Consider the following 13,707-nt stretch of genomic DNA (forward strand, 5'->3'; position numbering starts at 1 on the left):
TGCATGGCGGGTAGTTTGACTGGGGCGGTCGCCTCCCAAAGTGTAACGGAGGCGCGCGATGGTGGGCTCAGAGCGGTCGGAAATCGCTCGTCGAGTGCAATGGCATAAGCCCGCCTGACTGCAAGACTGACAAGTCGAGCAGAGACGAAAGTCGGCCATAGTGATCCGGTGGCTCCACGTGGACGGGCCATCGCTCAACGGATAAAAGGTACGCCGGGGATAACAGGCTGATGACTCCCAAGAGTCCATATCGACGGAGTCGTTTGGCACCTCGATGTCGGCTCATCACATCCTGGGGCTGGAGCAGGTCCCAAGGGTTCGGCTGTTCGCCGATTAAAGTGGTACGTGAGCTGGGTTTAGAACGTCGTGAGACAGTTCGGTCCCTATCTGCCGTGGGTGTCGGAGTTTTGCGAGGATCTGTCCCTAGTACGAGAGGACCGGGATGGACATACCTCTGGTGCACCGGTTGTCACGCCAGTGGCATGGCCGGGTAGCTAAGTATGGACGGGATAACCGCTGAAAGCATCTAAGCGGGAAACCCACCTCTAAACCAGAGCTCCCTTGAGAGCCGTGACAGACCATCACGTCGATAGGAGGCATGTGGACGGACAGCGATGTCTGAAGCTAAGCCTTACTAATCGCTCGATCGGCTTGATCTCACCGGACGCCATGCACAGCGGTAAGCCGCTTCATGGACGATCTGAAGACGCATCCCGTCACTTAAAACTCGATTTTATCGCGATCAGCGAAAAGGCCGCCTCCCTCACGGGAAGGCGGCCTTTTCGCGTCTGGAGTTTCGGCTTTCGCCTACTCTCCCAAGCTCCTGAAGCCCATGTCGCTGTCGGCGACGGTGACGAACCAGTTCTTAGGATCGCCGACCGTGCCGGCAAGTTCCGGCTGGTCGAGCGCCGGCCGCACCATCATGCGGGTGGGCGTGCGCAGGCCGTTCTTCAGACACAGGAAGCCCATCATCGACAGCGGCCGCGCCGCCTGGGCGTTCAGCGTCCGGCACATCAGCGCGACCATGCCCTGCCGGCGCGCCAACTCGGTCATCAGCGAGAAGGCCGCCACCAGCCAGCCCGGCCGGGCCAGATAATCGCAGACCACGCCGACCGGCTCGCCCTTCCAGTAATCGACCCGCAGCACGACATAGGCCAGCACGGTCTCGCCCCGCATCACATAGAATCGGCGGAAGCGCTCGGCCTGCGGCGTGAGGTCGAATCGCCAGTTCAGGAAGGCCCAGTCGCGTCGGGCGATCACCGGATGCTGCGCCGAGGCCGCTTCCCACAGGTCGTCGACGCGATAGTCGAAGCGGTCGATCTCCACCAGCTTCGCGCCGAGCAGCTTGGCCGACAGTCCATAGCCCATGGAGGCGGTGGCCAGCGCCGGCTTGCCCACCCTGGCGACCAGCTTGGCCAAACCGCCGCCATAGGGACTAACGCGCAGGCAGCGCAGCGGATCGATCACCCGCAGATAGGTCGGCACATTGCCCAGATCGAGCCAGCCGGCGCGCTTGTACGACTTGTAGGCGGCCTCCGTCATCGACAGCGACACGGCGAGGTCGCTGGCCGCGGAGTGGGTCTCCGACAGGGCGGGCCCGACGCCGCGCAGGCGCCATTCCGGGGCGACCATCAGGTCGATCGCCCAGGAAGCCCGCCGGTTGCGTTCGCCCACCTTCAGGGCGAAGGGGATGCCGCCCTGTTGGCCGACCACCGCGCCATTGCGCTTGCACAGCCAGAGTTGCGGCCCCTCATGCTCCCGCTCCGGCGGTTCTTCGAACAGCCAGTGGAAATGGTCGGGACAGAGCTGGATCGCCTCGGCACCGAAATGCGCGCGCTGGAAGCTATCCAGTGCGGCATGGTCGCCCGGTTCATACCGGGCGACGCCACGTTGCTTCCAGTCGATGACGCTCATGCCTCATCCCCGACGGACACCGGCTGCACCAGATGGGCATTGCGCAGGATGCGGGCCGACGTGCGACGCTTGGCGATGATGTCCTTGTAGACGCGGTGAACCTGCGGAACGGTCAGGTTCAGCGCAGCCGCGGCTTCCTCCTCGCTGGCGCCGCGACCATAGGCGCAGAGCGCCAGGTCCAGCTTGTCGTAGGGCAGGGCGTAATAGAACTCCTCCTGCGACTGCGGCAGGGTATAGGTGTCGGTGCTGGGCGACTGCGCCTGGATTTCCGCCGGCAGGCCGAGATAGGCCGCCATCTGGTAAACCTGCGACTTGTAGAGATGGGCGATCGGCTTCAGGTCGGCCAAACCGTCGCCGCCGCGCACGAAGAAGCCCAACTCGTACTCCAGCCGGTTCGGCGTGCCGAGCACTGCGTAGTTCAGGCGATCGGCGTGGGTGTATTCGACCGTCTTGCGGATGCGCTGCTTCAGGTTGGTGGCGGCGACCACGTCGAGATAGACGTCCACCGGCATGCGGCTAGTCTGGCGCTCGCCCTCCGGCGACTCGACGGTCAGGGTGAAGTAGTTGACTCGGTCGGCGTCCAGCAGGTTGCCGGCCAGACCGATCTTCTGCTTCCAGCCCGGACCGAATTCCGGGAACAGCCGGCGGATGGCATTGTCGCGCCGCTCGTAGCAGCCGAGCGCCTCCAGCGGGCCGGTGATGTTTTCCATCGCCGGGGTGACGCCGAGATGCTCGCAGAGCAGGGTGCCGAGGCGGGTGCTCTTCGGCGAATTCTCCTTTTCCGGCATCAGGATGCACTGCACGCGCTCCGGCCCCAGGGCGCGGACGGCCAGCGTGGCGCAGACCGAACTGTCGATGCCGCCGGACACGCCGAGCACGATGCCCTGGCGGCGCAGATCATGGGCGACGATGCGTTGGATGGCGGCTTCGATTTCGCGCGCCGCGGACGCGCAATCCAGATCGAGGGCCTTGGAGTCGAACGAGGACAGGGCGTTCAGCATGGTCACGGTTCCCGATGGGGGTTGATGCATCGTCGGTCAAAAGGGGACGCGGCGTCAGGCCGCGGTAGGCTGGGCAATGGGCTGGGGCGTGCCGGTCCGGGCTTCGCCAGTCCGGTCCTCCAGCACATGTATTTCGGCGCGGTCCAAAGCATCGCGCTGGTCGCGGATTCGCTGGGGCAACTCGTCGTGCACGTAATGGGCGAGAATCTGCAGGGTCAGCGTGCCGACCAGGGCCATCTCCTCGCGCTCGCCGGCCATGCGGCCGTTCTGGCGGTGGGCCTTGTCGGCCAGCGCCGAGACGGCGTCGGTGTCGGTCAGGCCGTAGCGGGCGAGCGCCTCCGGCGACAGCAGGTCGCGGACATAGTCCGGGGCTCCGTCGCCGAACAGCGCGGTGGTCATCGGCGCGCGATAGGGCCGCTTCGGCCGCTGGAAGATCTCGGCCGGCAGGTGGCGGGCGGCGAGCCGGCGCAGTGCAAGCTTGTCGCGCAGCCCCAGCATCTTCACCCGATCCGGCAGGGCGGCGCACAGGTCGTCGACCGCCGGGTCGAGGAAGGGATAGCGGACCTCGATGCTGTTGGCCATGGCGACGCGGTCGCCCTGGGCCGACAGCAGATAGGGGGTCATGAAGGTTGCGATCTCCGCCCATTGGCTGCGCGCCAGCGGCGACCAGCGCGACCAGCCGTCCGGCAGATGGGCCGCCACATGCGCCTCGAAGGCGGAATCGTCGGCGGTGGCCTGGACATCGGCCGACAGCAGGCGCTGCGACCATCCGGTGTTCCGCCAGCGGGTGCGGTGGGCGTAAAAGGTCTCGTCGGTGTCCATCATCCCGCGCCTGAAGAAGGCCTGCCACAACGGGCTGTCCTTCTGGCCGTTGACGGCGGCGAAGGGATGGACGCGGCCCAGCAGCTTCGGCCGCGCCTTGCTGTCGGGCTGGCGCGCCCAGAAGCGGCGGACCTTGTCCTCCTTGAAGATGTCGTAGCCGGCCAGCCACTCGTCGGCACCTTCACCGGACAGCACCACGCGGATGCCGCTCTCGCGCACCAGACGCGACAGCAGGAACAGCGGAGCCGGAGCGGTGCGGACCAGCGGCGCCTCGCCGTGGCGGATGACGTCGGGCAACGCGGACTGGATGTCCTGCGGGCTGCAGAGGATGTCGTGATGGTCGGTCCCGACATGGCCGGCGACCAGCCGCTGCTGCGGAGTCTCGTCGAAGCCGGCGTCGGTGAAGCGGACGCCGAAGCTGTGCATGTGGGTGGTGTCGAGCTTGCGGGCCAGTGCCGCGATCACCGAGCTGTCGAGCCCGCCGCTGATATAGACGCCGACCGGCACGTCGGCGCGCAGCCGCAGGCGGATGGCGTCGAGCAGCTTCTCCTCCAGCCGGTCGGCCGCCTCGTCCAGCGACAGGTTGGCCAGCGACGGGTCGGTGACGAAATCCGGCTGCCAATAGCGGTCGACATGCAGCGCCAGTGTCGAGTCCACGCGGATGGCGGTGGCCGCAGGCACACTCTCCACCCCGGCAAAGACGCTGCCGTGCGGCGCGGTGCTCCAATGGGTGAAGACCTGGGCGAGGCGGGCCGGGTCGAAGGCCGGCGTTACGCGACCGCCGCCGAACAGAGCCTTGGCCTCCGAGGCGAAGACCAGATGGTCGCCGCGGCGGGCATAGAACAGCGGCAGGATGCCGAGCCGGTCGCGGACCAGCCACAGCTCGCGCCGGGTGGTGTCCCACAGGCAGATGGCGAACTGGCCGTTCAGCTTGGCCCAGGTGGCGGGGCCGTATTCCTCGAAGGCGTGGACGATCACCTCGGTGTCGGTCTGGGTGTAGAAGCGGTGGCCGCGCGCCTCCAACTCCCGCCGCAGTTCGACATGGTTGAAGATCTCGCCGTTGAAGCTGATCCAGAGGGTGCGGTCCTCGTTATGGATCGGCTGGAAGCCGCCGGCCAGACCGACGATGCTGAGCCGCGCATGGGCAAGCCCGATCCGGTCGTCACAGTAGAAGCCGTAGCCGTCCGGGCCGCGGTGGCCCAGCATGGCGATCATGCGCTTCAACTCGTCCAGACCGGCCGGTTCGGCACGCGATCCTGCGAGAACTCCGGCGACACCACACATGAGCGTGCTCTCTGTCCTGGGGTGGGTGTTGTTCTTGGTGTTCGAGGGTGGGAAGGCTTTGCCCTCTCCCTATCCCTCTGCCGCTGCGCGGGAGAGGGGACTGGTGCCGGTGTGGGACTGCACCTCCTCCACCAGCTCCGCCCGCCGGATCTTGCCGGAGTCGGTCTTCGGCAGGCTGTCGCGGAACTCGATGAATTTCGGCACGAGGTGGCTCTCCAGCCGGCCACGGCAATGCTGCCGGATGGCCGCCTCGGAAATGGCGGCGCCGTCGCGGGGGACGAGGAAGGCCTTGACCGCAAGACCGTCGGCATCGTCGGGAACGCCGATGACACAGGCCTCGAGCACGCCCTCCAACTCGTACAGCGCGTTCTCGACCTCCTTGGGGCTGACCTTCTCGCCGCGGCACTTGAACACGTCGTCCTTGCGGCTGACGAAGTAGAGGTGCCCCTCGGCGTCCTGGGTGAACAGGTCGCCGGTGAACAGCAGGGTCTCGCCCTGGGGGCCGCGGCGCAGGCGGCGGGCAGTCTCCTCCGGCCGGTTCCAATAGCCGCGCATCACGTTGGCGCCGCGCACCACCAGCTCGCCCACCTGACCGGGAGGAAGGCGGTTGCCGTCCTCGTCGGCGACGAACGCCTCGCAATTGGGGATGGCGCGTCCTACCGAGGCCGGCTTGACGTCCAGATCGGCGGGGTCGAGCGTGCTGATGCGTGTGCAGCACTCGGTCATGCCGTACATGGAATGGAAGACGGCCTGCGGGAAGCGCTCGCGCAGCCGGCGGAGATGGGCGGACGGCAGCGGGGCGGCGGCATTGGTCAGGTAGCGCAGGCTGCCGAGATCGGCGGTCTTCGCCGCCTCCAGCCCCAGAAGGGTGGAGAAGACGGTCGGGACGCCGGGCAGGCCGGTGACCCGATGCTGCACCATCCGCTTCAGCGTCTCCATCGGGAAGGCGAAGGAGCGCTCCAGCACCAGGGTGAAGCCGACGCGGGCGCCGGTCAGCACCTGCGACAGGCCGTAACCGAAGGTCAGCGGCAGCACGCACATCACCACGTCGTCGGGGGTGTTCCCCAGATATGTGGAGATCGACCAGCTGGTGTTGACGTAGTTGCCGTGGGTCAGCATCACGCCCTTCGGCCGGCCGGTGGTGCCGGAGGTGTACATGATCGCCGCCAGATCCTGGTCGATCAGACCGGGATCGGCCGGCCGGCGATGAGGAGCGGTCAGTGCGTCGGCGTAAAGCAGACCGGATGCGCCGGCCGGCAGCCCGGCGCCGACCCACAACACCGCCGGCGGCGTTTCCACCGCCTCCAGTGCCGGCAGGACCTGCCGGGCCAAGGCCGCCGGCGCGATCAGGACCCGGACGCCGGCATCGGCCAGCAGGTAGGTCAGCTTGTCGGACTTGGTCGAGGGGTTGACGGGCACGAACACGCCGCCGGCCTTCAGCGTGCCGAACAGGCCGGCGACATATTCGATCGAGTTCTCCAGCATCACCGCCACGCGGTCGCCGCGGGCCACCCCGGCCGACTGGAGCGCGCAGGCGACGGCGTCGCTCTCGCGGTCCAGTTCGGCGAAGCTGCGGCGGGCATCCCCGGCGATCAGCGCGGTGCGGGAGGGATCCCGACCGGCCGTCTCGCTGAGGAACTGGTGAACCAGATGGGCCATGGAACCGTCCTTCTTGCCGTCGCTCTTCCGCTGGGCCTGTCCGTTGGCGCCCGCCGCTCGACCTTCGTTCAGGCGGCGTTGCGGAGTTCCTGCTTGCGGTCGACGAAGCTGGCGATGCGGTCCACCGATTCCAGGTTGTCGGCGATCATGTCGTCATCGTCGACGGCGATGCCGAAGCGCTCTTCCAGGAAGGCGACGACGTGCATGATGCCGGTGCTGTCGATGATCCCCGACTCCAGCAGGGATTCGCTGTTGTCGAAGCCGGAGTCCTTGCCGAGCAGGAAATTCTCCACGATGAAGGCGCGGATTTCCGGCAGGGCGGGAGCGGTCAGGGTCGTGTCGGTCAGGGTGGCGGTCCGCATGTCTCTGAAAACTCCTGCTGGGTTCGGTCGACTTGGGTTGGGTCGAAACGATGTCTAACGAGGTCTGTCGAAATGGGTTCGGTATGGTCGGTGCCGGGTGGCTCGCGGGGGTTACGTCGGGGGCTGGGGGGTGTGGGTCCGGCCGTCCCCTTTCATCTGTCCCGCGGTGGATCGGCTCCTTGTTTTCGCATCCGCGTGATATGCAATTTTATTGTGATGATTGCGGCGGTTTGCGAGGGATCAAAGGATAGGAGTGGATTGAAGTCTGTGGTTAGCCACTCTGTTGTCCGGTAATAGGGCTTGTCGCTTGCCGCTTGACCTTCGGCTTGGCGCGATCGGTGCCGGTCATACGCCTGCGGATTTGGGCTTTGCCATGGACCCTGCCCATTCGGGCATGGCCTCTCCGGCCGGGCTGCCGGCGGTGGCGGCCTTGCGCTTGCGCAGCCAGGCCGGAATGCCGGTCAGCTGGACGCTGAGCCAGTCCACCGTCGCGTCGTCGGACACGGGGAAGGCCTTCAGGCGCAGCGGGTCGGTGGAGGCGTCGTTCCAGCCGGGATCGATGGTTCGGGCGGTGCGGTATCCGGCACGCCGGATCTCCTCCACCTCGCGGTCGCTGAAGTCGCCGTTGGGGAAGGCGAAATGGCGGCAGGGCCGGCCCAGCGCCTCCTCCAGCTCGGCGCGGCACAGCGCGATCTCGTCGGCGCAGCGGCCGTCGTCGCATTGCAGCAGGATCGGGTGGGTGCGGGTATGGGCGCCGTAGTCGGCGACATCGGTCATCCGCGCGATCTCGTCCCAGGTCATCGCCTGACGGTCGGCGCCGTCGCTGTCCGGATCGTCGCCGGCTTCGGCCAGCAGGCGGCGGCGTTCGGGATCGGGCACCCGCTTCAGCCGCTCCACGCCGATGTCGTCGGCGGCGGCGGTCTTCCACCAATAGGGGCGGGCGGTGCCGACGATCTGGCTGCAGAGATAGATCGTCGGCCGCAAATCGAACTCGCGGAACACGGGCGCCAGCGCCGTGTTGTTCCGATGCCCGTCGTCGAAGGTGATGACCAGCGGATAGGCCGGCAGCTTGTCCCAGCGGCCGGTCTCCATCGCGGCGGCGACGGCGTCCAGCGTGGTGAAGCCGTAGTGCTTGGCGTACCAGCGCAGATGCTCGCGCAGCACCTCAGGGGCCGGGTCGTGGTAGACCACGATGGTCACGGCGTGCCGCGCCTTCAGGAACCGCTGCATCGCGCCGAATCCCGACCAGCGCACCAGATTGGCGATGGCGTTTTTCATGGTGCCCCCCTCCTTCATGTCGATGCTTCCGGCTCCGGCCGCGTACGGCCTTGGCCGGAAGCGGCCTGCCGCTCTCCGCGTCAGCCGGTCGTGCTTTTCGTATGGCCTGCCGGTCCGGAGGCCGGCACCGGGCCGGCGGGAACGGCGGGCGTCGTAAGGCTGCCGCGGGCATTGCGGCGGTAGATCTCCAGCAGACGCTCGCGGAAGACGGCGACGTCGAACTGGCGCTCCCACCGCGCGCGGGCGCCGGCGCTCAGATTGCGGCGCAGGTTGCGGTCGTCGATCACCCGTGCCAGCGCGTCGGCCAGCGCGGCAACGTCGCCCGGCGGCACCAGCAGCCCGGTCTCGCCGTCGGCGATGGCGTCCGGTACGCTGCCGACGGGCGTCGCGACGATGGTCAGCCCCTCCGCCATCGCTTCCAGCACCGACATCGGCAGGCCTTCGAACATCGAGGGCTGGACCAGCACATGGGCGTTGGCCAGCTCGCGCCGGCAGCCGGCCTGATCGAGCCAGCCGGTGAAGCGCACGCGCTCGGCGATCCCAAGCTCGGCGGCAAGGCCGCGGTAGGTCTCCAGATCGCCGTCACCGGCGATGGTGACCTCCCAGTTGCGGTCGCGGCAGGCGGAAGAGGCCAGCGCATTCAGCAGGACGTCGATGCCCTTCAGCTTGATCAGCCGGCCGAGGAACAGCAGACGCACCGGACCGGAGAAACCCTCCTCCGCGTCGTCGCGCACCGGCGGGGATGCCGGGCCGGGCACGGCATTGTGCAGCAGGGTGGTGCGCTGCCGCATCTCCGGCCCGAAGGCCTCCGCCACCCAGTCGCGCCAGAATTCGCCCAGCACGACGATCTCGCTGGTCATCGCCATCATGCGGCGGATCGCCCAGCGCATCAGCGGGCTGCTGTCCTTGAAGTGCTTCGGGAAACGTCCGCCATGCAGATGCAGGACGACCGGCACGCCGAAGCTGCGGGCCATGGCGATCAGGATGCCCTTGCGCAGGACACTGCCATATTCCGCCATATGGATGTGGACGAGGTCGGCCTTGCCGGCGGCGAAGCAGCCGGCTAGACGGGCGGTCGCCCGTGCGAAATAGAGCGGCATCAGGTGGAATTTGCCGGGACCGTAGCTGTCGACCACCTCGAACTTCACGTCCGGGCAGTTCTGCCGCAGATCCGTCGTGAAGTTGTCGACCACACGTCCCATTCCGCCTTTCTCCTGCGTGCCGCCGGGGGAGACGATATAGATCATGTCCGCTCCTGATCCTTTCCCGGCCCGCCGTTCCTGCGTTGCGCCCCGGCTTTTACCGTGTGACGACCGTCCTGCGACGGCTGCGGCGGGCTTGTTATGTTTTTGGCCTCGGTCCCAGATCGGCTTGCTTTTCAGGCCGTGCCGGGAGGTGCGTGGTGGTGCGGCCGGTCGGCTGCCGCCGGTTGGGACATGCCGCGGCCGCAGGCCGGGCGACGTCCGCGTGCAAGTTTACGCGATACGTCACCCGCACGCTGTGGAGCGACCGAACGGGTTGGCTTGCCGGTATGGTTACCCAACCTGTGCATGTGCATCTTCCTTCCGGTCATACTCACCCTGATTGTTTTCCAGCCCGATCATCGAGGCCGCCATGACTTTGGATCACCGCCGTTTGGAGGCGGTGGCAGCCGATCCGGCCAGCTTATCCAACTCCCCCGACAGCTCGGCGCCGCTGCGGTCCAGCTCCTGGTAGATCGCCAGCAGGGACTTGGCGTAGGCGTCGATGACGAACTGCTTCAGGAACAGGCGCCGGCCGTTTTCGGCGAGGCGGCGATAGAGAGCCGGGTCGTGGCCGACCTGGACGACGGCCTCGGCCAGGGCGTGGGGATCGTTCACCGGGATGATCCGGGCGGTCTCGCCATCGGTCAGCACCTCCGGGATCGAGCCGACCGGCGTGGTGATGACCGGCAGCTGCGCCGACAGCGCCTCCAGGATCACCATCGGCAACCCTTCGTGGGTGGAGGGCAGCAGCAGCATGTCGTGGGAGCGGATGTGCGCATGCGCCTCCTCGCGGCCGATCCAGCCCAGGAAGCTGCACTCCTCCGCGATTCCCAGCTCCGCCGCCATCGCGCGATAGCCCTCCACGTCGCCGCCGCCGCCGATGGTGATGCGGAAGTGCTGCCCACGCTCCTTCAGCAGCGCGCCGGCGCGCAGCAGCGTGCCGATGCCCTTGCGCTCCGACAGGTTGGCGAGCACCAGCAGCGACAGGACCGCGTTCGGCTCCGGCGGCACCGGCGGGCCGAGGTCGGCGCCGACATCGGGCACGGCGTTGTAGAGGACCCGGATCTTGCGGGGATCGGTGCGGACCGACTGCACCAGGAAATCGCGCCAGTTGTCGCCCAGCACCACCACCCGGCCGCAGCGGTTGAACAGCCAGCGGCTGATGGCGCGCGCGAAGATGCCGCCCTCGAAGAATTCGACGAAGGACGCGCCGTGCAGGTGGACCACGGTCGGGCAGGACATCAGTCCCGCCACCGCCTGGACCGCCGCCTTGCGCAGGAAGCTTGCCCGCTCGGACACGTTGATGTGCACGACCGAGGCTTTGCGACGCGCCAGGATCCAGGCCATGCGCGTCAGGGTCAGGCCGAGATATAAGGGTGACAGCAGAACGCTACCGGTGCCGCGTGTATCGAGGATGATGGATCGGGTCGTGCCCGACTTGTCGAACTGGTCGACCACGTAACCCGTCATGCGGCCGATGCCGCCGCCGCCGTCGAGTGCACCCGGCGTCGCGAACACGATCGCGATCCGGTGGGATGCATCCGGCGGGCTTGCGGGGATACGGCTGTCGTTTGTGCTGTCCATAGGCGTCTGGGTCCTTTTTCGTGCTCAGGCGGCGTCGGACGCGGAAAACAAGGCTTGCCGCAGGCGGCGGCGCAGGCCGACCGGCATCAGCGAATGCATGGTGAAGGTGGCGAGCGCCATCGGCGTCGGCTGTCCGTCGCGCAGCGCGGAGTTCAGGATGCGCCAGCGCGTTCCGGCGGTGCGGGCAGCCTGTTCGCCGCCGGTCGCCTGCAGCAGAAGGCTGGCATAGGCGCGCGGCGACAGGTGGTCGCGCATCGACTCCGCCCATTCCAGGGCGTGGTTGATGTTGTGGCAGGTCGAAAGCGTGACGCGGTTGTTCTCGGTGTAATGGACGGCCATCACCTCGGGGATGTGGACCAGGGCCACGCCGTCGATCCGGCCGCAGGTGATCAGCCATTCCCAGTCATCGAACCGCGATTCGGGAATGGGGTTGCGCAGCAGCAGCGCCTTGGGCGCCAGCAGCGTGGTGGTGGGGGCGAAGGTCTCGCCCTTGAACAGGCCGCGGCGGACGAACAGGTAGTCGCCGATGGCGTCGGCCGGGGTGGCGAGCCGTCGCGGCCAGGCGAATGTGCCGCGGGCGGTCACCACCTGACAACGGCAGCTGACGATGGGAAGGCGGATGCCGGCCGGGCGGGCGGCCATCTGCAGCGCCACCTTCTCCGGCATCCAATGGTCGTCGTCGTCGAGGAAGGCGATCCAGTCGCCCTGCGCGCCGCGCACGCCGATGTTGCGCGCCTCCGCCGCCCCGTGGTTGGTCTCGAGTTCCATCACCGTCAGCCGCGGATCGGCGAGCGTCGCCAGATGGGAGGCGGTGGCCGGATCCGGCCCGTCGATCACCACGACGACGTCCAGGTCCCGATAGGTCTGGTCGAGCGCGCTGCGCACCGCCCGCATCACCATGTCCGGGCGATTGCGGGTCGGGATCACGACGGTCACCTTTTCATTGCTCGCCGGGTGGTAACTGTTCGCCGGTTCTTTCTTCGGGCTCATGGGTCTGCCTTCGGTCGAAGCAAAATGGGAAGGGTCGCTGGGAAAGGGGCCTGGGGCCCGAAATCGATGGTCAGGTCCGGGTCTAGAGCGCCCGGCTCTGGCCGGCATAGGCGGGGGCGACGGCCGTGGCGACACTGGCGGGCGCATGGTGGCGGCGCAGGCGATGCTGTTCCTCCGCCCGGTCGTTCAGCAGGCGCTGCCAGCGGCTTTGCTGGATCAGCCGGACCACGGCGATCGTCGCGATCACCCAGTTCATGGAATGGCGCTCGGCGAACACGCTTTCCGAAACCGACACCGCCAGCAAGGCGCAGCCGACGGCGAAGGCCCAGGCGGCCTCGGGCCGGCTGTTGCCGTAGCGGGCGGCGAAGAAGCCCTGGAACAGCATGCGGCTCAGCACCACCAGCACCAGCGCCACGCCGACGAGGCCGAGGTCGAGCGTCAGCTCCAGCCAGCCGCTGTGGGCCGAGGTGATGCCCCAGTCGCGGGTGAAGCTGGCGCCCGGCCCGTTGAAGCCGAACCAGTAGGCGGCATAGCCGTAGCCCAGCAGCGGCCGTTCGGTGACCGATTGGACGATGTGCTGCCACAGCACGGTGCGTCCGGTCAGGGTCGGGTCGCGGCCCAGGGCATAGAGCACGTCGTACCAGAAGGTGGCGCCGGCCGTGACCATGATGACCAGAAGGGCCGTCAGCAGCGCCATGGTCGGGGCGAAGTTGCGGATGCTGCCGCGCAGCATGGTGGTGGACAGCAGGGCCACCGACACCAGGACCGAGGTGACCAGACCGGTGCCGGACCGGCTCATCACGATCAGCAGCATCGCCAGCAGGATCAGCGGCCGGGTGACCCAGCGGCTCTGCTCCTTCTGCCAGTCCAGCCAGACCAGCGCCAGCACCAGCCAGACCATCATGCGGCCGGTCACGTTCTTCTGGAAGAACACGCCCTTCCAGGCGCCGACATGCTGGGTGCTGTCCAACCCGATCGAGGGCATCGCGAAAATCATGTAGAAGGACACGAACATCAGGAACGACAGCCCGATCACCAGCAGCCGCATGATCTCCGGGAAGCGGAAGCGCAGGGCGAGCCAGATGCCGAACACCGTCGTGAACATGAAGGCGATCGACCGGCGCAGCGTCACGTCCGGAAACAGCGACCAAAGCGCGGTCAGGAAGGCGAAGGCGATCATCGCCGTCAGCGCCGGGCTGGCGAAGGGAATCTGGAAGGCGATGCCCGGCCGCATCGCGACGGCGGCTAGCACCAGCAGATAGAGGCCGCCATAGAGGACGGTGACGCCGGCGGACTCAAGATCGCCGGCCAGGGGGTCGCCGCCGGTCAGCATCAGCGGAAGCACCGAGCCTCCGAAGGCGATGATGCCGATGACGGCGATGCTCTTTTCCAGAAAATCGAGGACTTTCATCGGCTTTCCCTTGCTGCCGTACCGCGTTCGGCTGTGCAGACCTGAAGATGCGGTTGGCACACCCCTTCTCGTAGCCGGGCGGTGGCATTAGACCGAAGGAGGCCGGACCCGAAAGAGGTAGCCGCTTTCGCGCTCTCCCCTTCCTTTGCCGGCCGAAA

Annotated in this window: 10 protein-coding genes and 1 rRNA gene (1 of these 11 cut by a window edge); 1 reads left to right on the forward strand and 10 read right to left on the reverse strand. The window is 67.4% G+C overall.

Translation table 11 applies throughout. From position 1 onward, the window contains the following. Nucleotides 1-659: ribosomal RNA gene (locus B9N97_RS03650) — 23S ribosomal RNA — on the forward strand (it extends 2,087 nt beyond the left edge of the window). Nucleotides 660-807: 148 nt separating this feature from the next. Here the strand turns inward: B9N97_RS03650 and B9N97_RS03655 are convergent. From B9N97_RS03655 to B9N97_RS03700, 10 genes are all read right to left on the reverse strand, one after another. Continuing rightward, nucleotides 808-1,914: a GNAT family N-acetyltransferase gene (locus B9N97_RS03655; RefSeq protein WP_085083491.1), complete on the reverse strand. Its 1,107-nt coding sequence runs from the start codon at nucleotides 1,912-1,914 to the stop codon at nucleotides 808-810. Next, the gene (gene nadE / locus B9N97_RS03660) at nucleotides 1,911-2,915 is read right to left on the reverse strand and encodes an NAD(+) synthase (RefSeq protein WP_085083493.1); all 1,005 of its coding nucleotides are present in this window, start codon (nucleotides 2,913-2,915) and stop codon (nucleotides 1,911-1,913) included. Before nadE ends, B9N97_RS03655 begins: the two co-directional genes overlap by 4 nt. A 54-nt stretch (nucleotides 2,916-2,969) precedes the next feature. Then, nucleotides 2,970-5,021 carry an asparagine synthase (glutamine-hydrolyzing) gene (gene asnB / locus B9N97_RS03665; protein WP_085083495.1) on the reverse strand — a complete coding sequence of 684 codons (2,052 nt, stop codon included), beginning with the start codon at nucleotides 5,019-5,021 and terminating at the stop codon, nucleotides 2,970-2,972. 69 nt (nucleotides 5,022-5,090) lie between these two features. Further along, nucleotides 5,091-6,680: a class I adenylate-forming enzyme family protein gene (locus B9N97_RS03670; RefSeq protein ID WP_085083497.1), complete on the reverse strand. Its 1,590-nt coding sequence runs from the start codon at nucleotides 6,678-6,680 to the stop codon at nucleotides 5,091-5,093. A 68-nt stretch (nucleotides 6,681-6,748) separates the two neighbouring features. Beyond that, nucleotides 6,749-7,042: an acyl carrier protein gene (locus tag B9N97_RS03675; protein WP_085083499.1), complete on the reverse strand. Its 294-nt coding sequence runs from the start codon at nucleotides 7,040-7,042 to the stop codon at nucleotides 6,749-6,751. Nucleotides 7,043-7,387: 345 nt separating this feature from the next. After that, on the reverse strand, nucleotides 7,388-8,320 hold the full coding sequence (locus B9N97_RS03680; RefSeq protein WP_085084641.1) for a polysaccharide deacetylase family protein: 933 nt from the start codon (nucleotides 8,318-8,320) through the stop codon (nucleotides 7,388-7,390). A gap of 80 nt (nucleotides 8,321-8,400) precedes the next feature. Beyond that, a complete protein-coding gene (locus B9N97_RS03685) occupies nucleotides 8,401-9,567 on the reverse strand; it encodes a glycosyltransferase family 4 protein (RefSeq protein ID WP_244560538.1) in 1,167 nt (388 codons plus the stop codon). Nucleotides 9,568-9,945: 378 nt separating this feature from the next. Further along, on the reverse strand, nucleotides 9,946-11,082 hold the full coding sequence (locus B9N97_RS03690; RefSeq protein ID WP_244560539.1) for a glycosyltransferase family 4 protein: 1,137 nt from the start codon (nucleotides 11,080-11,082) through the stop codon (nucleotides 9,946-9,948). Between the two features lie 90 nt (nucleotides 11,083-11,172). Then, nucleotides 11,173-12,138 (reverse strand): glycosyltransferase family 2 protein, encoded by a 966-nt coding sequence (locus B9N97_RS03695; RefSeq protein ID WP_085083502.1) that lies wholly within the window; start codon nucleotides 12,136-12,138, stop codon nucleotides 11,173-11,175. 82 nt (nucleotides 12,139-12,220) lie between these two features. Then, entirely contained in the window at nucleotides 12,221-13,549 is a 1,329-nt protein-coding gene (locus tag B9N97_RS03700) for an O-antigen ligase family protein (RefSeq protein WP_085083504.1), read from the reverse strand. Nucleotides 13,550-13,707 lie beyond the last annotated feature (158 nt).

It is taken from the genome of Azospirillum oryzae, assembly GCF_900177515.1.
Lineage (GTDB): Bacteria > Pseudomonadota > Alphaproteobacteria > Azospirillales > Azospirillaceae > Azospirillum > Azospirillum oryzae_A.